This is a genomic window from Streptosporangium sp. NPDC023963, from assembly GCF_040639135.1.
In the GTDB taxonomy this organism is placed as follows: Bacteria; Actinomycetota; Actinomycetes; order Streptosporangiales; family Streptosporangiaceae; genus Streptosporangium.
On record NZ_JBEZZK010000001.1, the window covers coordinates 825,904 to 848,846 of the forward strand.

The following is a 22,943-nucleotide window of genomic DNA, read 5'->3' on the forward strand; positions in this document are numbered from 1 at the left end:
AGGCTTACCTAAATGACTCATGCGTTAGATTAGCCTTACCTAATCATTACCGACGAAGAGGGGTACCCGGTGAGCAGGGCCGCTGTGGCCACGGCCGCGTCCGGCACGGCCGCGGAACCGGACGTGACGCGTCCGGAGCGAGCGGGAGGGACGAGACGCCGCTCGGCGGTGCTGGCGGCCGGGTTACTGGCCGGGCTGGCCGCGCTGGTGCTGCTGGCGATGGTCAGCGTCGCGGTGGGCTCCCGCTCGGTCCCGCTGTCCACGGTGCTGGACGCGCTGCTCACCCCCGACGGGTCCGCGGACCACACGGTCATCAGGGACCTGCGCGTACCGAGGACCCTGATCGGCGTCGGCGTGGGCGCGGCGCTCGGACTGGCCGGCGCGCTGATGCAGAGCCTCACCCGCAACCCGCTCGCCGACCCCGGGCTGCTGGGCGTCAACCAGGGCGCCATGTTCGGTGTGACGGTCGCGATCGGACTGCTCGGGGTGGGCGACCCCGCCCTCTACGTCTGGTTCGCGTTCGCCGGTGCGGCCGCCGCCGCCGCGCTGGCCTACGCGCTCGGCTCCGCCGGCCGGTCGGGCGGCGGGCCGGTACGGCTCACGCTCGCCGGTGTCGCGCTGGGCATGGTCTTCAACGCCGCCGCCTCGGCGATCCTGCGGACCGACAGCGCGACCTTCGACCGGATGCGGTTCTGGCTCACCGGCTCGCTCGCCGGGATCAGCGCCGACGTCGCGGTACGGCTCGCCCCGTTCCTCGCGGCCGGGCTGGTGCTCGGGCTGCTGCTCGCCAAGCCGCTCAACGCCCTCGCGCTCGGCGACGAGGCGGGGCGCGCGCTCGGCGTGAGCGTGGCCCGCACGCGCGGGCTGACCGCGATCGCCGTCACCCTGCTGTGCGGGGCCGCCACCGCCGCCGCCGGGCCCCTGTGGTTCGTGGGGCTGGCCGTGCCGCACGCGGTGCGTGCCTTCACGGGGCCCGACCAGCGCTGGGTCCTGCCCTACACCGTCGTGCTCGCCCCCGTGGTGCTGCTCGGCTCGGACATCCTCGGCCGGGTGGTCGCCGCCCCCGCCGAGGTGCAGGTGGGCATCATGTGCGCCGTCGTCGGCGCCCCGGTGTTCATCCTGCTCGCCCGCCGCCGGAGGCTCGCCGCCCTATGAAAACCATCCCGTCACCGGCGACCGCCTCGAAGGCCCTTCCCACCGCGCTGCGCCTGGGTTCCTGGTCGCTGCGGCTCTCTCCGCGCGGCCTCGCCGCCGGGACCGCCGTCACCGCCCTGGGAGTGCTCGTCAGCCTGGTCGCGCTGTCCGTCGGCGAGTTCACCGTTCCCATCCCCGACATCGTGGCCGCGTTGTTCGGCCAGGGGCCTCCTGCCGCCGAACTCATCGTGGGCCGCCTGCGAGCGCCACGTGTCGTGACCGGCCTGCTGGTCGGCGCCGCGTTCGGGCTGAGCGGGGCCATCTTCCAGAGCCTGACCCGCAACCCGCTCGGCAGCCCCGACTTCATCGGCTTCACCGCCGGAGCCTCCACCGGGGGCATCGCCGCCGTCGTGCTGGGCGGCACCGCCTGGCAGATCGCCGGAGCCTCGCTCGCCGGATGCGTCGTCTCCGCGCTGGTGGTGTACGCCCTGGCCTTCCGGCGCGGGGTGCAGGGCTACCGGCTGATCCTGGTCGGCATCGGGATCAGCGCGCTGCTGATCTCCGCCGACTGGTACATGCTGACCCGCGCCAACATCAACGACGCCGCCACTGCCGGGGCGTGGATCACCGGCAGCCTCAGCGGGCGCGGCTGGGAGCACGCGATCCCGGTCGCGTACGCGCTGGTCCTGCTCCTGCCCCTCTGCGCCTGGCTGTCGCGCCCGCTGCGGATGATGGAGATGGGCGACGACGCGGCCAAGGCCGCGGGCATCCGCGTCGAGCCGGTGCGCGCGATGGCCATCGTCGTCGGCGTGCTGCTGTGCGGGGTCGCCACCGCCGCCGCCGGACCCGTGATCTTCGTGGCGATGGCCGCGCCCCAGCTGGCCCGCCGGATCGCCCGCTCCCCCGGAGTCACCCTGGTCACCTCGGCGCTGACGGGCGCCACCCTGCTGGTGGGCGCCGACCTGGCCGCCCAGCGTGTCTTCGCGCCGGTGCAGTTGCCGGTGGGAATCATGACCGCCGCGATCGGTGGCATATACCTGGTGTTTCTACTGCGAAGGGAACGACGTTGAGACTCTACGGCACCGAACTCACGCTCTCCTACGACAAGCGCGTGGTGGCGAGCGACCTGAACGTCACGATCCCCGACGGATCGTTCACCGTGATCATCGGCCCCAACGCGTGCGGCAAGTCCACCATGCTGCGCGCCCTGGCCCGCATGCTCAAACCCCGCACGGGGGCCGTCCACCTGGACGACGCCGTGATCACTTCACTGCCGTCCAAGGAGGTGGCGCGCAGGCTGGGCCTGCTGCCGCAGAGCTCGATCGTGCCCGACGGCATCACGGTCGCCGACCTGGTGGGCCGGGGCCGCTACCCGCACCAGCGGCTGATGCGGCAGTGGTCCCGCGAGGACGAGGTCGCGGTGGCGGCGGCCATGAGGTCGACCGACGTGACCGGTCTGGCGGACCGCTGCGTGGACGAGCTCTCCGGCGGCCAGCGCCAGCGTGTCTGGCTGGCCATGGCGCTGGCCCAGGAGACCCCGATCCTGCTGCTCGACGAGCCGACGACCTTCCTGGACATCGCCCACCAGATCGAGGTGCTCGACCTCTGCGCCGACCTGCACGAGCAGGGCAGGACCCTGGTCGCCGTGCTGCACGACCTGAACCAGGCCTGCCGCTACGCCACCCACCTGATCGTGATGCGCGACGGCCGGATCGTCGCCGAGGGCGATCCCGCCTCGATCATCACGGCCACGCTGGTGGAGGAGGTCTTCGAGCTGCGCTGCGAGATCATCGAGGACCCGCAGAGCGGCACCCCGCTGATCGTCCCCGAGACCCGCCGCCGCACCCCCGTCCACACGTAGGCGCGGCCGGGGCTCAGCCCTCCAGCGCGACCCGGCGGGCCAGTCCCAGGGGGAGCCCGCCGGAGCCGGCCAGCGTGTCGTGGAAGGCCCGCAGGTCGCCGCGGCCCGCGGCCAGGTAGTCGTCGCGGATGCGGTCGATCTCCAGAGCGCCGGTCAGGTAGGAGGGCGCCTGGGTGGGCCACGCGCAGTAGCGGTCGACCTCGCCCCTGGCCGTGCCGGGGGTGAGCGACGATTTCGTGGTCATGTACTCCTCGGCCTGCTCGATCGTCATGTCGCCGCAGTGCAGCGAGGTGTCGACGACGATGCGGGCCGCCCGGAAGAGCCGGAAGTCGAGGTGGGCGAGCTCCTGGGCCGGGGTGGTGAAGTAGCCCTGCTCGTGCATGAGCTTCTCGACGTACAGGCCCCAGCCCTCGGTGAGGTACGGGGTGCGGAACAGCTTGCGGGCGGTCCGGGGGTTGTCCGCCATCCACGACAGGTGCCAGTGGTGGCCGGGGTAGGCCTCGTGAACGGCGATGGAGGGCATCTGTGCCCTGGCGTTGGTACGCAGCCGCTGGCGGACCTGCTCCCCGGTGAACGAGGACGGGGTGAACGGGACGAAGAAGTGCCCGATCCTGGAGGTCGACAGGGGCGGGGGCGACATGTAGGAGGCGACGGCGACGATGGGCCGCTGGAACTCCGGCGACGGGACGACCCTGCACTCCTCTCCCTCCGCGAAGGTCACCAGGCCGCGCTCGCGGACGAATCTCCTGGCCCGTTCCGTCTCGGCCTCGTACTCGGCCCGCATGTCCTCCAGCGTCGGCGCGTGGTCGTCCTGGAGCTCGGTGACGGCCGCGTGCCAGTCGCCTGAGCCGCCGTCCAGCCTGGCGGCGACCTCGCGCATCCGCGCGTCCAGCTCGTCGTAGGCGGCCTGCCCCCTCTTGAGCAGCTCGTCGGCACCGTAGCCGAGCATCTCCCTCTCGCGCAGCAGGGTGGAGTAGAGCTCCTCCCCCATCCGCCAGGTGCCGGTCGCCCGGAACCTCTCGAGGAATTCCACCAGCTCGTCGAAGGCCGCCGCGGCGGGCTCGGCCGCCGCGGCCAGCCTGGCGCGCAGGGCCTCGTCGGCGACCTGGCCGGGGACCGTCTCGGTGAGGAAGCGCCGGGCGGTCCGCGACTGGCCCAGCCCTCGCGCGACCAGCAGCGGGGCCGCCAGGACGGGATCGAGGTTGGCCCGGCAGGCGGCGATGACGTCCGGCACCTCGGCCAGCCGCGCGACGGCCGCGTCCACCAGCTCGTCCTCGGTGGACAGCCGCTGCAGGAACGGCCCGAACATCGAGGAGAAGATCGGCCCCACGTAGGCGGCCGGGTCACGCCGCCAGACGGGCCACGCCTCGTACGCGAGCCCGCCGCGCAGCGTGGACATGACCAGCTCCCGGTCGATCTCGTCCTCGAAGCCCTCGGACTCCTCGGAACCTCCGGCGGTCCCGGGACTCTCGGCGCTCCCGGGCGCTCGAACCCCCTGGACCCCCTGGAGCCGCTCCAGCCAGCGGCGCGCCTCCCGCTCCCTGGCGAGGATGCCGGACTCGGTGAAGTCACCGAGCGTTCTGTCGTACCCCTGCGCGCCCGCGAGGTTGGCGTAGGCGGGATTCTCCGCCAGATACCAGTCGAGGAAGCCGCTTACGAGCTCGGGAGACGTCATGACGCCGGATCCTACTCGGCGGGCGAATCCCCCTCGCCGATGTTTCCGCCCGCCGATCTCCCGGTGCCCGGGGCCCTCCAGGACACCTCCCGGCCCCGCCGGACACCCCCGCGCGGACCCGCTCGGTACCCCCGGACATACCCGAGTCCGCGGACGAGCGGGCTCGGCTCCGCGGTTCCCATAAACTTCATGCTGTGGGTGACCCGAAGTTCGAGATCCAGATGCTCCACGACCGTGTCATGGTCAAGATCGAGCAGGAGTCCGAGGAACGGCGCAGCACGGCCGGCATCGTCATCCCTGCGACGGTGAAGATGGCCAACCGTCTCGTCTGGGGTGAGGTCTGCGGCGCGGGCCAGAACGCCCGCGCGGTCAAGGTCGGCGACAAGGTCCTGTTCAACCCCGAGGAGCAGTACGAGGTCGAGGTCCACGGCCAGCTCTACCTGGTCATGCGCGAGCGCGACCTGCACGCCATCGCCACCCCGCAGACCGACAACGGCACCGGCCTGTATCTGTGAGGTCCGTGAGGTCCGCGCGGGTCATTTCCGGGTGTAGCCGAGATAGAGCTTGCTGGACCAGTCGGCGGCCGAGAAGGCGGCCAGGACCCGGGTGGTCTTTCCCTTGAGGGTGGACAGGACCACCTGGTAGTGGCCGGAGGCCGGGATGACCGCGATGAAGTGCTTCTCGTCCCACCAGCCCCACAGGGCCTTCGGCTTGATGCCGGGCACCTTGGCCGCGAGCTTGCCCGAGGTGCGGTCCCAGACGCAGACGTGCTCGGTGTAGCTGGACGGGCACCAGGTCATCAGGCCCCGCCCCGAGGGGGTGAAGGCGTCCTCCCCACCGGCGGGCCTGCCGGTCTTGGCCAGGGTGCGGCGGATCGCGCCGTCCTGCCCGTAGAAGCGGGTGCCTCCCGAGTGCTCGGCCACGACGTCGGCGCCGTCGGAGCTCCACCGGAACCTCGCGGCCTTGTCGACGTTGGCCACGGTCACCGTCCTGGCGGTCTTCGCGACCGCGTCGACGACCACGAAACCGGAGGTCACCCACGCGGATCCGCTCTTCCTCTCGACGGTCAGCACCGCCTTGCCGCCGTTGCGGTTCCAGTGGGCGTAGTGCGCGACGAGCGGCTTCCTCACCGTACGGATCCTGGTGCCCTTGGAGGTCGCCAGGTCGAGCAGGACGACCGAGTCGTAGCCGCTCTGGTAGGAGGTGGGCACCGCGAGGGCCTTCTTCCCCTTCGGGGCGACCGTGATCTCCTGGTAGGCGGTCTGCCGGGTGAACCCGGCCCCCCTGCGCAGGTAGGTCATCTTGCCGAAGGAGTAAGAGGTCACCCTGAGCGCGTCCTTGGAGTCCTCCCGGACGGTGACCCGGGTGCCGGGCAGCACGATGTCGACGGGCGCGGCGGCTGGCACGGCGGCGGGCACTGCGGCTGGCACGGCGGCGAACGCGACGGCTGCCGGCCCGGCGGCGTGTGCGGCGGCCGGAACCGGCACGATCACCAGGGCCAGGACGGCGAGGCAACCGAACAACCGGTGGATCCCAGGAGTCACGGGCACGGCGGAATCCTAAGCCGGAAAGCCCTCAAGATCCTGATCTAGAACGAATCGGTTAGAACAGGTGTGAGAGAGACCGGCCGTGGTGAAGGGACGGGCGGCGCGGCGGGCAGACCGAAAACGAACGGCGATTTTACGGCGGCGGGCTCCATCCCGTACCCCGCCGTTTTCGCGGAGGGTCCGCGGCTCGCAATGCAAAGTCACCGGCGCCGGACGGGGTGGATTGAGCATCGGTGAGCCGTGTGGTCACGTTACGGCCTCTATCACCGATTAATGTCCTCCCATGAGGGATCGGTCATGGGCGCCCCGTTCCTGGGTGTCCACCGCGGCCGGTTACGCGGCGATGGCGATCGGCATCCTGGACATCGTCAGGGCCGTGCTGCCCGCGTTCAGGAGGAGCCGGGTCGGCGAGATCGCCGGGTTCCTGCCCGGGACGTTCACCTCGCTCGCCCAGGCGGTCTCGCTCGTCCTGGGCGTCCTGACCGTCATGCTCGCCCACGGCCTGCGGCGCAGGAAGAAACGGGCCTGGCGGGCGGTGGTGGTGCTCCTGCCGCTGAGCGTCCTGGTGGAGCTCCTGCACTCGCACCGCCCCTTCACCGCCATCCTCAGCACGCTGGTCTTCGTCCTGCTCGTGATCAACCGGCGCGAGTTCGACGCCCTCTCCGATCCCCGGACCCGATGGCGGGCGCTGTGGAACCTCCTCGTCCTGGGCGTCCTGGACATCGTCATCGGCTGGGCCGTGGTCAACGCCCACCCCCTGATGATCGTCGGCGACCCCGGTGCCGGAGAACGGCTCCAGCACGTGCTGCTCGGCCTCGTCGGGATGGAGGGCCCGGTCAGCTACTCCGTGGAGCGAACCGCCGACCTGGTCTACTACTCCCTGCTCGGTCTCGGCGCGCTCACCGCGGTGACGACCCTCTACCTCGTCCTGCGTCCGGAGCGGCCCGTCGCCGAACTGGACCCCGAGCAGGAGGGGGCGGTCCGCGAGCTGCTCGCCCGGCACGGCGCCCGTGACTCGCTCGGCTACTTCGCGCTGCGCCGCGACAAGAGCGTCGTGTTCTCCCCGACGGGCAAGGCGGTGATCGCCTACCGCGTGGTCTCGGGGGTCATGCTCGCCAGCGGCGACCCCATAGGGGACGTCGAGGCGTGGCCGGGCGCGATCAGGCGGTTCATGGAGGAGGCGGAGCGGCACGCCTGGGTGCCCGCCGTGATCGGCTGCAGCGAGACGGGCGGCGAGGTGTGGACCAGGGAGGGCCGCCTGTCCGCCCTGGAGATCGGCGACGAGGCCGTCATCGACGTCGCCGCCTTCACCCTCGAGGGAAGAAGCATGCGCAACGTCCGGCAGATGGTGAACCGGGTGGAGCGCGCGGGCTACACCTGTCTCGTACGGCGGGTCGGAGACCTCACCGAGGCGGAGAAGGACCGGATCCGGCACGCCGCCGACTCCTGGCGCGGCACGGACACCGAGCGGGGCTTCTCCATGGCGCTCGGCCGTTTCGGCGACCCCGCCGACGCCGGATGCGTCGTCGTCACGGCGCACGGTCACGCCGGGGCCGCCTCGGACGGCGAGAGAGGTGAAGGCGAAGGCGGTGAAGGCGAGGACGCGGCGGGCGGCGGGACCGGGCCGGGCGAGGACATCCGCGCCGTCCTGCACTTCGTCCCCTGGGGAACGGACGGCATGTCCCTCGACCTGATGCGTCGCGACCACGCGGCCGACCCGGGCCTCAACGACCTGCTGATCGTCAAGGCCCTGCAGGCGGCCCCGGCCCTCGGTGTGAGCACGGTCTCGCTCAATTTCGCCATGTTCCGCGCCGCGCTCGCCAGGGGCGAGCGGCTGGGCGCCGGCCCGATCCTCCGTGTCTGGTACGGCGTCCTGGTCTTCCTGTCCAGGTGGTTCCAGATCGAGTCGCTGTACAGGTTCAACGTGAAGTTCCAGCCGCTGTGGAAACCCCGCTTCCTGGTCTATCCCGCGGCGCGGGACCTTCCGCGAATCGGCATGTCGGCGCTCCAGGCGGAGGCCTTCATCTCCCTCCGCCTTCCCGGTACCGTCTCGCGCCGCATCAGGAGCCTCCTCCCGGCGTACTCCCGCACCTCACGCATTCCATGATCATGGGGCCGCGGTGCCGCCGGTGCTCGTAGAACCGGTGGCCGAGCGCCGTCACGACGAGCACCCCGCCGAGCAGCAGGAGCATGAACGGCCCGTACTTCTCGTGTCCTATCAGGCCCATGACGAGATGGGCCATACCAGCGGCGACGATGATCGCGCCGACGTTGAGCAGTTCCCTGTTGAGCGTCCACCCCGAGGCGGATCGTTCCCGTTCCGTCTCACTCATGCGTCCAGGCTCGCCACCGTCGGTTACGGTCCGCGCCGGATCCCGTCACCACGATGTAAAACACCGGGCGTCCTCCCGCGCCGGCGAACGTGTGAACCCCGTGATCCAGCGGGAACACATCCGCCGAGGTAAGCCGCCGGCGAGGCCGCCCGTCAGCCACCGAGCCTGCGGAACGTACGCGTCGACAGGGGCAGGAAGACGGCGATCAGCAGCAGCGGCCAGACCACGGCCATGAGCGTGGCGTTCTGCACGACCCAGGAATCACCTCCCCAGCCGGGGTTGTCGAAGAGCCGCCTGGCGGCCGTGGCGGTGGCCGAGAGCGGGTTCCACTCCGCGATCGCGCCGAGCCAGCCGGGCATGGTGCCGGGATCGACGAACACGCTCGACAGGAAGCCGACGGGCCAGACCAGGATCTGCACGGACGTCACCGCCTCCGGCCCTCCCGCGACGAGGCCGATGAAGATGCCCACCCAGATCAGGGCGAAGCGCAGCAGCAGGAGCAGGCCCACGGCGGTCAGCGCCGCGGACGGTCCTCCCCCGGCGCGCCATCCGAGCAGCAGCCCGGTCCCGATCATCACGGCCAGGCCGACGACCGAGTTGAGCATGTCGGCGATCCCCCGGCCCATGACGACCGCGGAGGCGCTCATCGGCATCGACCGGAACCGGTCGGTCACCCCCTTGGCCGCGTCGGTGGTGACCGCCATCATCGTGCTCTCCAGGCCGAAGAGCATCGTCATGGCGAACATGCCGGGGATCAGGAAGTCGAAGTAGTCCCCGCCGGGGACGCCGATGGCGCCGCCGAACAGCCCTCCGAACATCAGCACCATCAGGATCGGGAAGAACCATCCGAGGATGACCGGGCCCGGCCGGCGGACCCAGTGGTTCAGGTCCCGCAGGGTGATGGTCCAGGAGTCGGCCAGCGCCCAGCCGAACCGGGACATCGGGGATCCGGCGGGCGGGGTCGAGATCGTCGCACTCACGGGGATGCCTCCGTACCGGGGATCGAGGTCGTCGTGCTCACGGGAACGCCTCCCTAACAGGGATCAAGGTCGTCGTGCTCGCGCGGGAGAGGGCTCGGCGTGCTCGCGCGGGAGAGGGCGACGCTCAAGCGGACGCCTCCGCGCGGGCGGCCGGGACGTCGGCCGGGAGCCGCCGGGCCCCTTCCCCGCCCGTCAGGTGCAGGAACACCTCGTCGAGCGTGGGGCGGCGCAGCGTGACGTCGAGCGGCTCGATCCCGGCGTCACCGAGCGCGGTGACCATCGTGACGAGCGCCCGGGTACGCTCGGCGACCGGGACGCTGACCCGGCGCGCCTCGGCGTCCACGTGGACCTCTCCGGACGCGACCCGCGCCGCGAGCGCCTCCGTCGCGGCCACGTCCGCCTGGTCGGCGAGGACGAGGTCGAGCCAGTCGCCGCCGATGGCGGACTTCAGCTCCTCGGGGGTGCCCTCGGTGACGACCCGGCCCGCCCCCAGCATGGTGATCCGGTCGGCCAGCCGATCCGCCTCCTCCAGGTACTGGGTGGTGAGCAGCACGGTCGTGCCGGAGCCGACCAGGTCACGGACGGCCGCCCACACCTCCTGGCGGGCGGCCGGGTCGAGGCCGGTCGTGGGCTCGTCCACGAAGAGCACCGGGGGCGCCACGATGAGGCTCGCCGCCAGGTCGAGCCGCCTGCGCATGCCGCCGGAGTACTTGCCGACCGGCCTGCCCCCGGTGCCGGCCAGCGAGAAGCGCTCCAGCAGCTCGTCGGCCCGCCTGCGCGCCCCGGCGGCGGAGAAGTGGTTCAGCCTGCCGAACATCACCAGGTTCTGCCGCCCGCTGAGGATCTCGTCGACCGCGGCGTACTGGCCGACCAGCCCGATCCGCTCGCGTACCTGCCGCGCCTGTGTCCGGACGTCGAACCCCGCGACGCTCGCCCGGCCCGAGTCGGGGCGCAGGAGCGTGGACAGGATCCGGATCGCCGTCGTCTTGCCCGCGCCGTTGGGCCCGAGCAGGCCGCAGACCGTTCCGGCCGCCACCCGCAGGTCGAACCCGTTGAGACCCGTCCCCTCGACGGCACCGGCGTAGTTCTTGCGCAGGCCGTACGCGGCGATCGCCACCGCGTCCTGTCCTGCCGCCTTCGCATCCATCCGTTTCACCCTTCGCACCCGTCTTCCCGCCCGGCGCCCATGACGGACGATTCGCCCGACATCGACGCGCCCGCAAAGCGTAGACCGTACCGTACATCGTACGGCTCAGCTACGGTGGTCCCAACGCCGAGAATCTGGAGACTGTTCCCGTGAGTGCGAAGAAATCTTCCGACGCCGATCCGGCACGCAGCCTGGCGCTCCTGTGGGGATCACACAGCAAGCCGGGGCGTTCCGGGCTGACGGTGCGCTCGATCGTCCTGGCGGCCATCGAACTGGCCAACGACGAGGGGCTCGACGCGGTCTCCATGCGGCACGTCGCCGAGCGGCTGGGGGTCGGGACCATGTCCCTCTACACCCACGTCCCCGGCAAGGGGGAGCTGGTGGACCTCATGATCGACACCGCGTACGGGGAGCTCTACGACGACGTGGACGCCCCCTCCCGGCAGCCGGGCGGGTGGCGGGGCGGGCTGGAGTTCGTCGCGGCCCGCAACTGGGACCTCTACCGGCGCAACCCGTGGTTGCTGCAGATCATCGACGTCCGCTCCACGCTGGGGCCGAACGCGTCACTCAAGTACGAGGCCGAGCTGCGCCCGCTGGAGGGCACCGGACTGTCGGACGTCGAGATGGACTCCGTCCTGGCCCTGGTGCTCAGCCACGTGGAGAGCACCGCCAGGGCCAAGGCCAACCAGGCCCGCATCCAGGAGGAGAGCGGGATCACCGACGTCGAGTGGTGGCTGTCCAACGCCCCGATCCTCGAAAAGATCATGGACTCCTCCCGGTTCCCCCTCGCCTCCCGCGTGGGCCGGGCGGCCGGAGAGGCCTACCAGTCCGTCGCCGACCCCGTCCACGCCCTCACCTTCGGCCTGGAACGCATCCTGGACGGGATCGCCGGCCTGATCGCGGGCCGGAATCGCCCGTGACGCCGAAGAACCGCCGGGGGGTGCGGCGCGGGAGCGGCGCGCCCGGCGACGGATGAGGCGGGCACGGACACCGCTCCCCGGAAACGGGAAAACCGGGGTGCGCGGGACGGGAACGCCCTCGGTAGCCGTTCCCGTCCCGCACACCCCGGCGGGCCGGTTTAGTAGTAACCGGTGCCCGTGATGGCGGCGGTCTGGTTGCCCATGTTCTTCACCCGGTAACGGATGCACGGGGCGGGCGGGGAGATGCTGGCGGCGACGTAGGCGGCGTGGTCGTTGGCGGCGATCGGCACCGTCCCGATGTACCTGCCGCGGCAGTTAGCGATCTTGACCTTGACGGGCACGCTGTTGGTGTCGAGCTTGACCAGCACGTTTCCGTTGTACTGGGCCGCGGGAACGAGCTCGGGCGTGAGGAACACCTCCTCGCCGGGCTGGACCCTCGCGGCCAGGTTGACGTCGTCGGCGTGGGCGGGGGTGCCGGTCAGTGCGACGGCTCCGGCGGCCGCCAGGACCAACATCGAGGACAGGGCGCGCATAGAACGTCACTCTCCTTATTCGTCTCTGCCGATCCGTCCCTGCGGATCGGACGTGGAGACACTACGGAGAGTCACATCCGGGAAAGATAACGAGGTGGGCGGACCTGGGTAAAACTCCGGGGAGCGCCGGTTTCCCTCCCGGACACGGGGCGACATCGGCGGCCGAAGTATCGCCATCGCCATTGTCGAGGGGCAATCGCCCAGAAAATCACCCTGAATCGAGCACGAGGCGAAGCCGCCGGAACCGGCCTACCGGGTGAGGAGCTTCTGGGCCTCGACGACCAGATCGAGGTCGAAGCTGAGCTTGAGGCCGTAGTAGACGATGGCGGTCGCGGTCACCGCGGCGGCGAGGACGACCAGGATCTTGACCGTCCAGCCCCGGCGGCCCAGCCAGGCCGTCCAGGCCGACAGGGTCCGCTTGCCGAACTCCAGCAGCCGGTGGGCCCAGTGGAACTCGGTGGCCAGCACCGCCAGTCCCGCGAAGACGACGAGCCAGCCGGGACCGGGGAAGGGCACCATGATCAGGCCGCCGATGACCAGCACGGCGCCGATGGCACCGATGACGATCTTCAGGGTGAGGTGGCCCGCGCGGGTGGACCTGACCCCGTCGAGCCAGCCGTTCACACCGGACCGCTCGGCCGCCGCGCCTTTCAGCGCGTCGGCGTCGCCGGTCTCGAGCCCACGGTCGCCTCGGCCGTCCGTCTCGCCCCGGATCCCGTCCCGGACGTCACCTCGGCCGTCCGTCTCGCCACGCACGCCGGCGGTGCCGGTCTCAGACAGCCGCCCGGCTGAACCGTGAGGCTCGCGCACCCCATCTGAGATCGTCATGTTCTCTCCAGGACAGTCGGTTTCTTCCACAATAGGCGCTGCTGGGCGGACCGGCCCCGCTGACGCCCTCAGATCATCCTCAAGGGGGAGGGCAGGGGGTCCCCCGGGTGGAGAGAGCCACGAGATCGTCGGCACGGTCCCGCCGCGCCCGTTCGGGGCTCGGCGGGACCGTGCGGGCCGGGGTGTCCCGCGGTTCTCGCGGAACACCCCGGCCGTCGGCGGGCCGTCAGGAAGCGGTGCAGGTGACGGCGGACGGAACGCCGTTGGTGCCGGCCCAGGAGGCGTTGAAGCCGAACACCGTGGAGGCACTGGCGGCCAGGTTGCCGTTCCAGTTCACGTTCCGCACGGTGACGTCGGCACCGGTCTGGGTATGGGCGCCGCTCCAGAGCTGGCTGATCGTCTGGCCGTTCGGGAACGACCACCTGACCGTCCAGCCGGTGATCGCCGAGGTTCCGGTGTTCCGCACCGTCACCTCACCCTGGAAGCCGGTCGGCCAGGAGTTGGCCACCCGATAGGTCGCGGTGCAACCGCCGGTGACGGGTCCGGTGAGGGTCTTGAAGGTCACCGGGACCGAAGCGGTGGAGCTGTTGCCCGCCGCGTCGCGGGCGATCACGTAGAAGGTGTACGAGGTGTCGGCGGCCAGCCCGGTCAGCGCGAACGACGCCGAGGTGGGCGAGCCGACCTTGACGTCCGTCGCCCCCGCCTCGCGGTAGACGTCGTAGCCGCTGACCCCGACGACGTCCGTCGAGGCCGTCCAGGTCAGCGTCGCCCCCGACGAGGTGATCGCCGAGGCGGCCGGGGTGCCGGGCCTGGTCGGCGGCACGGTGTCGACGGGCGGGACGGTCCCGCCGGTGTCGGCGTACACGATGCCGCGGCCGTTGGTGCCGAGGTAGACGCGGCCGTAGACGCGCGGGTCGCCGGTGAGGGCCTCGCCCGCGTTGCCGTACTGGTGTTTGTCGTCGTTGATCCTGACCCAGCTCGCGCCGGTGTCGTCGGAGCGGAAGACGCCGGTCACTCCGCCGATCGTGGCGAGGGTGTAGAGCGCCTGGTAGCCCCCGGCGGTGGCGGACTTGCCGAAGCCGATGTTGACGGCGCTCGTGACGCCGGACAGCTTGGTGAACGACGCGCCGCCGTTGGTGGAGCGCCACAGGCCCGAGGCGGCGCCGGTGTCACTGGGGGGCCCGGCCAGCCAGATGTCGCCCTCGCGGCCGGGTACGGCCTTGAACTTGACGTTGCCCTCGGCGGGCAGCCCGGTCGCGGCGGTGGCCGCGAAGGAGGCGCCGCCGTTGGTGCTGGCGTAGAACCTTCCGCCGCTGAAGCCGTAGAACTTGCTGGAGTTCACCCGGTCGGACTCGACCACGGCTCCCGTGGGCAGTCCGGTGGAGGCGGTCCAGGTGTTGCCGTAGCCGACCGAGTGGTGCACGCCCACGCCCTTGGGCGCCCAGACGAACCGGGAGCCGTCGGCCGCCGCGGCGATCGTGCCGCCCTCGTTGATCCCGCCGGGTTCGGTGCCCTGGAACCAGGTGGCGCCGCCGTCGGTGGAGAACGCGGCGTGGCTGTCGTTCGGCCGGTCGGCGTCGGTGAAGTTGCCCGCCCTGACCATGACGGACGGGTTGGTCTCGGCGTAGTCGAGGCTGGTCGTCGAGGTGAAGACCGGCGAGGTGAACAGCATGGGCGGCACGGCGTCGAGGTCGGTGTGCCGGAAGCCGCCGAGGTCGCCCAGGGCGCTGACCAGCGGGGCGCCGGACGGCGGGCTGACCAGGTCGAGGACGGCGGTCTCCTCGAGCCCCTTGACCATGGGCTTGATGGTGAGCTTGCCGCCGGTGTCCCACTTCTTGAGGTCCTCGGTGCCGTAGATGGTGGCGCCGGTGCCGTACATCATCCGGTTTCCGTCGAACGGGTCGATCTCCAGCGACTCGGTCATCCAGCCGAGCTTGGGCGTCACCTCCGGCGGCTGGGGGTTGGTCCCGAAGGTCAGCCACGGCGAGGAGGAGATGTCCATCGTGTAGCGGAAGCTGCGGTCCGGGTAGGAGGTGAAGTCCCAGATGCGGGTCCAGGTCGCGCCGGAGTCGGTGGACCTGAAGAAGATCACGTCCGGCCACCAGGAGATCTGGGTGGCGACCATGATCGTGCCGGGGTTCTGCCGGTCGATCGTGAGGCCGCTGTAGCCGAAGTAGTCGTCGGCCGAGCTGGAGGGGACCGGGCTGATCCGGGTCCAGGCCCCGGTGACGGTGTCGAGCTTCCACACGTCGCCCTTGGCGCCGTCGTAGGGGCCCGCGGTGTCGCTGGTCGCGATGTAGAGGGTGTGGTTGACGTGGTCGAGCACGCCCTTGTGCGCGATGTAACCGGTGGGCTGCCCGGCGACCCGGCTCCAGGTGGTCCCGCCGTCGGAGGAGCTGTAGACGGTGTTCTGCTTGTCGGCGACACCCACGTAGATCTTCTGGGTGGTGTTGCCGGCGGTCGCCGAGCCGGGGTCGAAGGTCACCCAGACCACGCCGGGGCGGTGGCTGGTGTAGCCGTTGGGGTCGGAGGGGTTGTCGGCGTGGTTTCCCGCGTTGGGGAAGCTCGCGACCTTGGCCCAGGTCACGCCCTTGTCGGTGCTGCGCCACAGGCCGTTGCCCTCGGGCGCGCCGAAGTAGACGACGCTGTTCCTGTTGGGGTCGACGGCGAGCCGCTCGCCCATCCCCCGGCCGGGCATGTTGCCGCCGAGCTTGAACGGCAACGGGGTGGCCTGCCAGGTCGCGCCCCTGTCGGCGGAGCGCAGGATGGCCCCGTTGTTGGGGTCCCAGCTGTTGGTGTACATCCCGGCGGCGACGTAGACCCGGTCGGTCTCCACCGGGTCGGTGGCCAGGCTGACCACGCCGTTGTATCCCCACTTGTCCCAGCCCACCCAGTCGAGCAGCGGGGTCCAGCTCTTGCTCGACTGCTCCCATCGATACGCGCCGCCGATGTCGGTGCGGGCGTAGATCAGGTTCTTCTCCTTCTGGTTGAAGACGATCCCCGGCACGAACCCGCCGCCGTCGATCCTGACGTTCTTCCACTCGTACGGTTCGGCGGCGGCCACCGAACCGGTCCCGGTCGCCACGGTCCTCGTCCCGGCCACGGCATCGGACGCGGACGCCTGGGCGCTCCCGCCCACGGCGGCCGCGCCCACCGACGCGCACGCCACCGCCACGGCGGCGAGCATGCTGAACAGCCTTCTTCGCATGTACGGCTTCCCTTCGCAATGCAACAGACAAACCGCCATGCACGATCAGGTGACGGGACCCTGACCTTCGACCGCCCACGATGTGCGTGCATGAACGCCCAGAGGTTCACATGCCGGGCCCCGGGCCGTCAATAGTTTGAATAGACAACTAACAAACCTGTCGCGAATCCCGGTGAAATCCCCGGACACCGAAGCGGAGGGGCCCGGAGCGCCGGCCTGCCGCGCCCCGCGTCCCGGTCTGCCGCGCCCCGCGTCCCGGCCTACCACGTCCCACGTCCCGGCCTACCGCGCCCCGCAGGAAGCGCCGTTTTCCCGGGGGCCGTTTTCTTGAGGGCCGTTTTCCCTGGCAGGGAGCATCAACCGCGAGCCGGGCCCCCGCGCGGCGGCCACGTCGTCGGGGTTGGCCAGCGCGCAGCGGTCCAGCGAGAGGCAGCCGCAGGCGATGCAGTCGGTCAGGCCGTGCCGGAGCCGTTCGAGCTGCTTGATGCGGTCGTCGAGCTCGTACTGCCACATCGTCGAGAGTCTCGCCCAGTCGTCCCTGGTGGGGGTGCGCTCGTCGGGAAGGGCGGACAGCGCCTCCTGGATCGTCTTGAGCGGGATCCCGACCCGCTGGGAGACCCTGATGAAGGCGATCCTGCGGAGCGTGTCGCGAGGGAAACGACGCTGGTTGCCCGCGGTGCGGCGGCTGCGGATCAGGCCCTTCGCCTCGTAGAAGTGGAGGGCGGAGACCGCGACCCCGCTGCGCGAGGAGAGCTGGCCGACGGTCATCTCCGGATTGTTGGGCATGCGCCAGTCTAACTTGACCTCAATCAATATTGAGGTTGCAGAGTGAGGGCATGACATTCGCGGAGACGGAAAGAGGGGGAGCATGACATTCACGAAGGCGGAACTCGCCTACCTCGCGGAGCAGCGCCTGGGCCGCCTGGCCACGACGGGCCCCGGCGGCTCCCTGCAGAACAGCCCGACCGGGTTCCGCGTCGACATCGAGACCGGCGTCGTCGACATCTACGGCCGCGCGATGGGCACCACCAGGAAGTTCCACAACGTCCGGACGAACCCGCAGGTGGCCTTCGTGGTGGACGACGTCGCCTCCACCGACCCCTGGCGGGTCAGGGGCGTGGAGATCCGCGGCGAGGCCGAGGCCGTCGAGGACCACGATCCGCCCTCCCCGTACTTCAGCCGGGAGATCATCCGCATCCATCCCAGGCGGATCATCTCCTGGGGCGTCGACCCCGCCCAGGAGGGCATGAAGGGCCGCGACGTCTGAATCCCGGTCCCCCGGGTGCGCTTCCCCTGCGGGGCGGGCGAATCAGGTAAGAATGGCGCATGACGAGAGCACTGGTGCTGGGTGGCGGGGGCGTGGCGGGCATCGCCTGGGAGGCCGGGATCATCACCGGTCTGCGCCGGGCGGGCATAGAGCTGGGAGGGGCGGACCTGATCGTCGGCACCTCCGCCGGGTCGGTGGTCGGGACGCTCGTCGCCACCGAGGCCGACCTGGAGAGCTCGGTCGGCGTCCAGGCGAACACGGAGGTCGCGACCGTCTCCGCCGTCGACATGGAGGCGGTCATGACCGCCTTCAGCCTGCTCTACGACCCGTCCTTGGAGCCGCAGGAGGCCCGGCGCCGGGTCGGTGAGATGGCCCTCTCGGTGAAGGACACCGGCGCCAAGATCGAGACGATCGGCAACCGGCTGCCCGTCAAGGAGTGGCCGCAGCGCCGCCTGCTGATCACCGCCGTCGACGCGGGGACCGGCGAGTTCGTGGTCTGGGAGCGCGACTCGGGGGCGCCGCTGGTGTCGGCGGTCGCCTCCAGTTGCGCGGTCCCGTGCGTGTTCCCGCCGGTGGAGATCGGCGGGCGCCGCTACATGGACGGCGGGGTCCGCTCGGCCACGAACGCCGATCTGGCGGCGGGCAGCTCCGCCGTGGTCCTCCTGGAACCGCTGGCGCACACCTCGCCGAAGGCGCGGCTCAAGGCCGAGCTCGCCGAACTGGGCGACGCCGCGATCGCCCACGTCGTCCCCGACGAGGCGTCGATCACCGTGTTCGGCACCAATGTCCTCGACCCGGGCCTGTGGCGCCCCGCCTTCGAAGCCGGTCTCGCCCAGGCGCCCGCCGTCGGGGAGAGCGTGGCCAGGGTCTGGAAGGACTGAGATCGGCGTGAGCGGGGTGGCGCCGCTGTGGGTGGTGAGCGGGCCGCCGGGAAGCGGGAAGTCGACCGTCGCGGCGACGCTGCTGGCGCTGCTGGACCCGGTTCCCGCGCTGCTCGACAAGGACACCGTCTACGGCGGCTTCGTCGCGGCCACCCTTCGCGCCCACGGCCGCGACGACGGGGAACGCGAGGGCCGCTGGTACGACGAGCACGTCAAGCGTCACGAGTACGAGGGGCTGACCGAGGTCGCCCGGCAGATCCGTTCGCACGGCTGCCCGGTGATGCTGGAAGGCCCCTTCACCACCCAGGTGCACGACGCGGCGGCGTGGGAACGCTGGGCCGGACGGCTGGGCGGGCCGCCCATACGTCTCCTCTGGATCCGCTCGGACGGTCCGACGCTGCGATCCCGGCTGGAGGCCAGAGGTCTCGCCAGGGACGCGGGCAAGCTCGGCCGCTTCGAGGACTACCTGCGGGCCATCAGGGTCGACGAACCACCCGTCGTGCCCCACGCCGAGATCGACAACCGGCCCGGCGCCCCCGCGCTCACGTCACAGCTGGACAGGCTCGTCACCTCCTGGGCCACCGCCCGCCCCTAGTCTCCCGCCCCGGACTTCGCGCGCGATCTCACGGCCGGCCGCCGCGCGGGTACGCCCCGCCGAGGTACGTCCCGCCGAAGCGTCCGGCCCCGCGCACGGTGTCACGGGTGGCCGCGCGACGACGGGGGACCGGCGCCGCGGAGCGGGATCACGGAACCTGGAAGCGGTCGTCCCTGGCGTCGGTGATCGCCATGTGGCCGGGCAGGTGACCGATGGCGAAGGACACCCCGCTCGCCATGACGGCCGCCTGCGGCGTCACCCCGCAGGCCCAGAAGAGCGGGGTCTCCCCCGCCCGCACCTCGACGGGGTCGCCGAAGTCGGGCACGCCCAGGTCGGCGATCCCGATCTCGCCGGGGTCGCCGACGTGGATCGGCGCCCCGTGCACGGCCGGATACCTCGCGGTCACCCGTACGGCGGCCGAGACCAGGGAGGCGGGGACCGGGCGCATCGAGACGACCAGCGGGCCGCTCAACGATCCCGCGGGGCGGCAGGCGATCGAGGTGAGGTACATGGGCACGTTCGTCCCCGCCTCGATGTGCCGTACCGGCACCCCGGCCCTCAGCAGGGCGTCCTCGAAGGTGAAGCTGCAGCCCAGCAGGAAGGCGACCAGGTCGTCCCGCCAGACGTCGCGAGCGTCGTCGACGTCGGCCACGGCCCTGCCGTCCTCGTAGACGCGGTAGGCGGGCAGGTCGGTGCGGAGGTCCCCGCCGAACAGGCCGGTGCTCACCGCGCCGGGGTCGCCGACGTCCAGGACGGGGCAGGCGACGGGGTTGCGCTGGGCGAACAGGAGCAGGTCGTAGGCGAGCTCGCGGGGCACGGCGAGCAGGTTGGCCTGGGTCCAGCCCCGGCACCACCCCGCGGTGGGCGCCCGCAGTCCCTCCCTGAAGTGCTTACGGGCCTGCGCGGGGGTGAGCGCCGCTACGTCCATCAGCGGATCATAACCTCGGCCCCGCCTCCCGGCCAGCGTCCCTCACCCGCGCGGGGAGTGTGCGAGCGGCCTCCGCCGGTACGCGGCCGGGCGACGCTTCCCTCACCCGCGCGGGGAGTGTGCGAGCGGCCTCCGCCGGTACATGATCAGGCGGCGTCCCCGCCCGCACGGGAAACGCGGGTGCCGGACACCGGCGGCTCGGGCGGCTAAGGCGGCTCGGGCGGCTCAGGCGGCTTGATCGGCTCAGCCGGCTCGATCGGCCGGAATATCGGCGAAGCCCGAATCCCGGGAATCTCGGATATCGGACACCGCTGTCAGGCTGAGGCCGGGTGGCGTGGGAGTTCTCTAGACGAGATGGCCGGGAAAGCACTAAGGGATGTCCATAAACATCCCGACTAATGAACCAAAATCACTTTTGGAACGATTCGACAAAATTGAGTTACATTTCATGACATGTTTGCATTGCAGCTATAACGTCCCGGCCTTACGTTCCCGGTATGGATCTCGAGCTCCGACACCTCAAGATCGTGCGCGCGGTGGCACAGGCCGGCAGCGTCACCAAGGCCGCCACCCACCTCGGATTGGCCCAACCCGCCCTGACGGCGCAGCTCAAACGGATAGAGCGGGTTCTCGGGGGAGCTCTTTTCGAACGCGACCACAACGGCGCCAGGCCCACGCCCCTGGGGCAGCTGGTCCTGTCACGCGCGATGGTGCTGCTGCCCGCGGCCCGCGAACTCCAGGAGGAGGCACTTCGATTCGCCAACGCGAACGCCGACATCCCCAGCTACCGGCTGGGCGCCACCCACGGACCGATACTCGGCGGTCTGATGGACCGCCTCGCCACCGCCTGGCCGTCCACCCCGGTGAGCACCCACACCTCCTGGTCCGCGAGGGAGCTCACCGCCATGGTGATGCTGGGCCGGATCGACTTCGCGTTCATCGGCGCCTGCGGGGAGAGTCCCCCGCCGGTGGAGGGGCCGGTGGTGTGGTCGACCGTGGGGACCGACCCGGTCTTCGTGCTGCTCAACGAGGACCATCCGCTGGTGGACAGGGAGGAGGTGGAGCTCGCGGAGCTGGCCGACGAGCAGTGGACGGTCACCCCCGGCGACAGCTGCTTCGGCGACTGCTTCGCCACGGCCTGCGCGCGCGCCGGCTTCACTCCCAAGACCATCTACGAGACCGACGTGGCCACCTGCATGCACCTGGCCAAGGTCGGCCGCGCCGCCGCGCTGTGCCAGGCGACCTTCCAGCCCGCCGAGGGGCTGAAGCTGGTACCGCTCGCGGGAGCTCCGCTGCGCTGGCGGCAGCTGCTCGGCTGGCACCCGGAGGCGTCCAGCGCCGCGGTCGCGACGTCGATCCTCGAACACGCGAAGGCCGCGCATTCCGACGCGATCGGGCGGAGCAGACGGTACGCCGCGTGGCTCGCCGGGAACCCCGGACTGGGCACCTCTCCATAACGTGACGATAGGAGACATCTGATAGAGGCGCGCCTCATGTGTACACCGTTACTTTGACGGCACCCCCCACATGAGGAGAGAACCCATGCTCCGCAGAAGTGCCGTGACAGCGGGCTTCGCGCTCGCTGTCGCGATGGTGGCCACCCCCGCCACCGCCGCTCACCAGGGACCCGGCGAGCCCGCCGCCCCGTACACCCTCGCCGAGGCCCGGACCCTGGTGCAGGCCACTGCCAAGCCGTCCCCGGGCCTGGTCGACGCCATCCGGCGCGACCTCGGAGGCACCGGCGAGCAGGCCACGGCCAGGCTGATCAACGAGGCGGCCGCCGCCAAGATCGAGCCCGCCCTCCGCGGGCAGCTCGGCGCCGCCTTCGCCGGCTCCTGGGTGACCGGTCCCACCTCCAACCTGGTGATCGCCACCAGCGACTCCACCAAGGTCGCCTCACTCGCGAAGTCGGGCGCGGAGGTCAAGCTCGTCAAGAACTCCCTGGCCACGCTCGACACGGCCAAGGAGCGGCTCGACCGGCTCGTGGCCACCGCGCCGAAGTCGATCCCGTCCTGGTACGTCGACCTGCCGAGCAACAGCGTCGTCGTGCTGGCCGGTGACGTCGCCGAGGCGCAGGCGTTCGTGGACGGCAGCGGCGTGGACAGGGCGCTGGTCCGCGTCGAGGCCTCGCAGGAGAGGCCCAGGCCCCTCTACGACGTCCGCGGCGGCGACGCCTTCTACATGGGCGGCCGCTGCTCGGTCGGCTTCTCGGTCACCCGCGGCAGCCAGGGCGGCTTCGCCACCGCCGGCCACTGCGGCACGCCCGGCACCGCCACCCAGGGCTACAACCGGGTCGCCCAGGGCACCTTCCAGGGCTCGTCCTTCCCCGGCAACGACTACGCGTGGGTCGCGGTCAACGCCAACTGGACCCCGACCGGCGTGGTGAACGGCTACAGCGCGGGCATCCTTCCGGTGACCGGCTCCACCCAGCAGGTCGTGGGCAGCTCCATCTGCCGCTCCGGCTCCACCACCCAGTACCGCTGCGGCACCATCAGCCAGCACAACACGAGCGTCACCTACCCCGAGGGCACCATCACCGGCCTGACCCGCACCACCGTGTGCGCCGAGCCCGGCGACTCCGGCGGCTCCTACATCTCCGGCAGCCAGGCCCAGGGCGTCACCTCCGGCGGCTCGGGCAACTGCAGCGTCGGCGGCACGACCTACCACCAGCCGATCAACGAGATCCTCTCGGTGTACGGGCTCACCCTGGTGACCAACGGGACCCCGCCGCCCACCGGCTGCAGCGGCTACCAGAACTCCTACACCGGCTCGCTGACCTCCAACGCCAACGCCTACCAGCCCGGCACCTCCGGCTACAGCGCCGGCGCGGGCGTCCACCGCGTCTGCCTGGACGGCCCCAACGGCACCGACTACGACGCCTACCTGCAGAAGCTGAGCGGCTCCACCTGGACGACCGTGGCCAGCGGGACCACCGCCAACCCGGATGAGGCCTTCACCTACAGCGGCACCGCGGGCACCTACCGCGTACGGGTGCACGCCTACAGCGGCTCCGGCTCCTACACCCTCGGCCTGACCAGGCCGTAGGGCTTCCCGCCGCCCTCCCCCACGAGCCCGTGCGACCTCGTGGGGGAGGGCGGCGTCGCCA

General features: G+C 71.1%; 21 protein-coding genes. 11 read left to right on the forward strand and 10 right to left on the reverse strand.

The annotated features are described in order from the left end of the window. Positions 1 to 69: 69 nt before the first annotated feature. Genes AB0F88_RS03445 through AB0F88_RS03455 form a run of 3 tightly spaced genes read left to right on the forward strand, consistent with a single transcriptional unit; the run spans position 70 to position 2,995 of the window. On the forward strand, positions 70 to 1,155 hold the full coding sequence (locus AB0F88_RS03445) for an iron chelate uptake ABC transporter family permease subunit (protein WP_362676883.1): 1,086 nt from the start codon (positions 70 to 72) through the stop codon (positions 1,153 to 1,155). Then, a complete protein-coding gene (locus AB0F88_RS03450) occupies positions 1,152 to 2,204 on the forward strand; it encodes an iron chelate uptake ABC transporter family permease subunit (protein WP_362676885.1) in 1,053 nt (350 codons plus the stop codon). The genes AB0F88_RS03445 and AB0F88_RS03450 overlap by 4 nt, the downstream gene beginning before the upstream one ends. Beyond that, entirely contained in the window at positions 2,201 to 2,995 is a 795-nt protein-coding gene (locus AB0F88_RS03455) for an ABC transporter ATP-binding protein (RefSeq protein WP_362676887.1), read from the forward strand. Before AB0F88_RS03450 ends, AB0F88_RS03455 begins: the two co-directional genes overlap by 4 nt. Positions 2,996 to 3,008: 13 nt before the next feature. On the opposite strand, the gene AB0F88_RS03460 is transcribed toward AB0F88_RS03455, so the two are convergent. Beyond that, complete coding sequence (locus AB0F88_RS03460) at positions 3,009 to 4,670, reverse strand: DUF885 domain-containing protein (RefSeq protein WP_362676889.1); 1,662 nt, start codon at positions 4,668 to 4,670, stop codon at positions 3,009 to 3,011. Positions 4,671 to 4,864: 194 nt separating this feature from the next. Between AB0F88_RS03460 and AB0F88_RS03465 the strand changes: the two genes are divergently transcribed. Next, positions 4,865 to 5,185 carry a co-chaperone GroES gene (locus AB0F88_RS03465; RefSeq protein ID WP_329092552.1) on the forward strand — a complete coding sequence of 107 codons (321 nt, stop codon included), beginning with the start codon at positions 4,865 to 4,867 and terminating at the stop codon, positions 5,183 to 5,185. 21 nt (positions 5,186 to 5,206) lie between these two features. On the opposite strand, the gene AB0F88_RS03470 is transcribed toward AB0F88_RS03465, so the two are convergent. Then, positions 5,207 to 6,220, reverse strand: a complete 1,014-nt coding sequence (locus AB0F88_RS03470) for a hypothetical protein (protein ID WP_362676891.1) — start codon at positions 6,218 to 6,220, stop codon at positions 5,207 to 5,209. A gap of 280 nt (positions 6,221 to 6,500) precedes the next feature. Here AB0F88_RS03470 and AB0F88_RS03475 point away from each other — a divergent pair, with 280 nt between their 5' ends. Beyond that, a complete protein-coding gene (locus AB0F88_RS03475; protein WP_362676893.1) occupies positions 6,501 to 8,324 on the forward strand; it encodes a phosphatidylglycerol lysyltransferase domain-containing protein in 1,824 nt (607 codons plus the stop codon). On the opposite strand, the gene AB0F88_RS03480 is transcribed toward AB0F88_RS03475, so the two are convergent. The 3 genes from AB0F88_RS03480 to AB0F88_RS03490 all read right to left on the reverse strand — a co-directional run bounded on the left by AB0F88_RS03480 (position 8,278) and on the right by AB0F88_RS03490 (position 10,677). Beyond that, complete coding sequence (locus tag AB0F88_RS03480; protein ID WP_362676895.1) at positions 8,278 to 8,550, reverse strand: hypothetical protein; 273 nt, start codon at positions 8,548 to 8,550, stop codon at positions 8,278 to 8,280. The genes AB0F88_RS03475 and AB0F88_RS03480 overlap by 47 nt on opposite strands. 152 nt (positions 8,551 to 8,702) lie before the next feature. Next, positions 8,703 to 9,491, reverse strand: coding sequence for an ABC transporter permease (locus tag AB0F88_RS03485; RefSeq protein WP_362677936.1), 789 nt, complete (start codon positions 9,489 to 9,491; stop codon positions 8,703 to 8,705). A 163-nt stretch (positions 9,492 to 9,654) separates the two neighbouring features. Next, positions 9,655 to 10,677, reverse strand: a complete 1,023-nt coding sequence (locus AB0F88_RS03490; protein ID WP_362676897.1) for an ATP-binding cassette domain-containing protein — start codon at positions 10,675 to 10,677, stop codon at positions 9,655 to 9,657. Positions 10,678 to 10,826: 149 nt separating this feature from the next. Between AB0F88_RS03490 and AB0F88_RS03495 the strand changes: the two genes are divergently transcribed. Next, a complete protein-coding gene (locus tag AB0F88_RS03495; protein WP_362676899.1) occupies positions 10,827 to 11,597 on the forward strand; it encodes a TetR/AcrR family transcriptional regulator in 771 nt (256 codons plus the stop codon). A 158-nt stretch (positions 11,598 to 11,755) separates the two neighbouring features. On the opposite strand, the gene AB0F88_RS03500 is transcribed toward AB0F88_RS03495, so the two are convergent. From AB0F88_RS03500 to soxR, 4 genes are all read right to left on the reverse strand, one after another. After that, a complete protein-coding gene (locus tag AB0F88_RS03500; protein ID WP_362676901.1) occupies positions 11,756 to 12,130 on the reverse strand; it encodes a hypothetical protein in 375 nt (124 codons plus the stop codon). 249 nt (positions 12,131 to 12,379) lie between these two features. Then, the gene (locus AB0F88_RS03505; protein ID WP_362676903.1) at positions 12,380 to 12,958 is read right to left on the reverse strand and encodes a TIGR02611 family protein; all 579 of its coding nucleotides are present in this window, start codon (positions 12,956 to 12,958) and stop codon (positions 12,380 to 12,382) included. A 226-nt stretch (positions 12,959 to 13,184) separates the two neighbouring features. After that, positions 13,185 to 16,166 (reverse strand): cellulose binding domain-containing protein, encoded by a 2,982-nt coding sequence (locus tag AB0F88_RS03510; RefSeq protein WP_362676905.1) that lies wholly within the window; start codon positions 16,164 to 16,166, stop codon positions 13,185 to 13,187. Between the two features lie 282 nt (positions 16,167 to 16,448). Then, entirely contained in the window at positions 16,449 to 16,952 is a 504-nt protein-coding gene (soxR, locus tag AB0F88_RS03515) for a redox-sensitive transcriptional activator SoxR (protein WP_362676907.1), read from the reverse strand. Between the two features lie 82 nt (positions 16,953 to 17,034). Between soxR and AB0F88_RS03520 the strand changes: the two genes are divergently transcribed. Genes AB0F88_RS03520 through AB0F88_RS03530 form a run of 3 tightly spaced genes read left to right on the forward strand, consistent with a single transcriptional unit; the run spans position 17,035 to position 18,909 of the window. Further along, complete coding sequence (locus AB0F88_RS03520) at positions 17,035 to 17,433, forward strand: PPOX class F420-dependent oxidoreductase (protein WP_362676909.1); 399 nt, start codon at positions 17,035 to 17,037, stop codon at positions 17,431 to 17,433. Positions 17,434 to 17,492: 59 nt separating this feature from the next. Next, positions 17,493 to 18,314 (forward strand): patatin-like phospholipase family protein, encoded by an 822-nt coding sequence (locus tag AB0F88_RS03525; protein WP_362676911.1) that lies wholly within the window; start codon positions 17,493 to 17,495, stop codon positions 18,312 to 18,314. 7 nt (positions 18,315 to 18,321) lie between these two features. After that, positions 18,322 to 18,909: an AAA family ATPase gene (locus tag AB0F88_RS03530; protein ID WP_362676913.1), complete on the forward strand. Its 588-nt coding sequence runs from the start codon at positions 18,322 to 18,324 to the stop codon at positions 18,907 to 18,909. 148 nt (positions 18,910 to 19,057) lie between these two features. Here AB0F88_RS03530 and AB0F88_RS03535 read toward each other — a convergent pair whose 3' ends face one another. After that, positions 19,058 to 19,837: a putative hydro-lyase gene (locus AB0F88_RS03535; protein WP_362676915.1), complete on the reverse strand. Its 780-nt coding sequence runs from the start codon at positions 19,835 to 19,837 to the stop codon at positions 19,058 to 19,060. A gap of 497 nt (positions 19,838 to 20,334) precedes the next feature. Between AB0F88_RS03535 and AB0F88_RS03540 the strand changes: the two genes are divergently transcribed. Together AB0F88_RS03540 and AB0F88_RS03545 are read left to right on the forward strand one after the other, a co-directional pair. Beyond that, positions 20,335 to 21,294: a LysR family transcriptional regulator gene (locus AB0F88_RS03540; protein ID WP_362676917.1), complete on the forward strand. Its 960-nt coding sequence runs from the start codon at positions 20,335 to 20,337 to the stop codon at positions 21,292 to 21,294. A gap of 85 nt (positions 21,295 to 21,379) precedes the next feature. After that, positions 21,380 to 22,882 carry a S1 family peptidase gene (locus AB0F88_RS03545; protein ID WP_362676918.1) on the forward strand — a complete coding sequence of 501 codons (1,503 nt, stop codon included), beginning with the start codon at positions 21,380 to 21,382 and terminating at the stop codon, positions 22,880 to 22,882. Positions 22,883 to 22,943: the final 61 nt, after the last annotated feature.

Coding starts and splice junctions, on each gene's coding strand:
- AB0F88_RS03450 (WP_362676885.1), top strand. CDS start 1,152: ATGAAAACCATCCCGTCACCGGCGACCGCCTCGAAGGCCCTTCCCACC.
- AB0F88_RS03460 (WP_362676889.1), bottom strand. CDS start 4,670: ATGACGTCTCCCGAGCTCGTAAGCGGCTTCCTCGACTGGTATCTGGCG.
- AB0F88_RS03475 (WP_362676893.1), top strand. CDS start 6,501: ATGAGGGATCGGTCATGGGCGCCCCGTTCCTGGGTGTCCACCGCGGCC.
- AB0F88_RS03480 (WP_362676895.1), bottom strand. CDS start 8,550: ATGAGTGAGACGGAACGGGAACGATCCGCCTCGGGGTGGACGCTCAAC.
- AB0F88_RS03485 (WP_362677936.1), bottom strand. CDS start 9,491: ATGTCCCGGTTCGGCTGGGCGCTGGCCGACTCCTGGACCATCACCCTG.
- AB0F88_RS03490 (WP_362676897.1), bottom strand. CDS start 10,677: ATGGATGCGAAGGCGGCAGGACAGGACGCGGTGGCGATCGCCGCGTAC.
- AB0F88_RS03500 (WP_362676901.1), bottom strand. CDS start 12,130: ATGCGCGCCCTGTCCTCGATGTTGGTCCTGGCGGCCGCCGGAGCCGTC.
- AB0F88_RS03505 (WP_362676903.1), bottom strand. CDS start 12,958: ATGACGATCTCAGATGGGGTGCGCGAGCCTCACGGTTCAGCCGGGCGG.
- AB0F88_RS03510 (WP_362676905.1), bottom strand. CDS start 16,166: ATGCGAAGAAGGCTGTTCAGCATGCTCGCCGCCGTGGCGGTGGCGTGC.
- soxR (WP_362676907.1), bottom strand. CDS start 16,952: ATGCCCAACAATCCGGAGATGACCGTCGGCCAGCTCTCCTCGCGCAGC.
- AB0F88_RS03520 (WP_362676909.1), top strand. CDS start 17,035: ATGACATTCACGAAGGCGGAACTCGCCTACCTCGCGGAGCAGCGCCTG.
- AB0F88_RS03525 (WP_362676911.1), top strand. CDS start 17,493: ATGACGAGAGCACTGGTGCTGGGTGGCGGGGGCGTGGCGGGCATCGCC.
- AB0F88_RS03535 (WP_362676915.1), bottom strand. CDS start 19,837: ATGGACGTAGCGGCGCTCACCCCCGCGCAGGCCCGTAAGCACTTCAGG.
- AB0F88_RS03540 (WP_362676917.1), top strand. CDS start 20,335: ATGGATCTCGAGCTCCGACACCTCAAGATCGTGCGCGCGGTGGCACAG.
- AB0F88_RS03545 (WP_362676918.1), top strand. CDS start 21,380: ATGCTCCGCAGAAGTGCCGTGACAGCGGGCTTCGCGCTCGCTGTCGCG.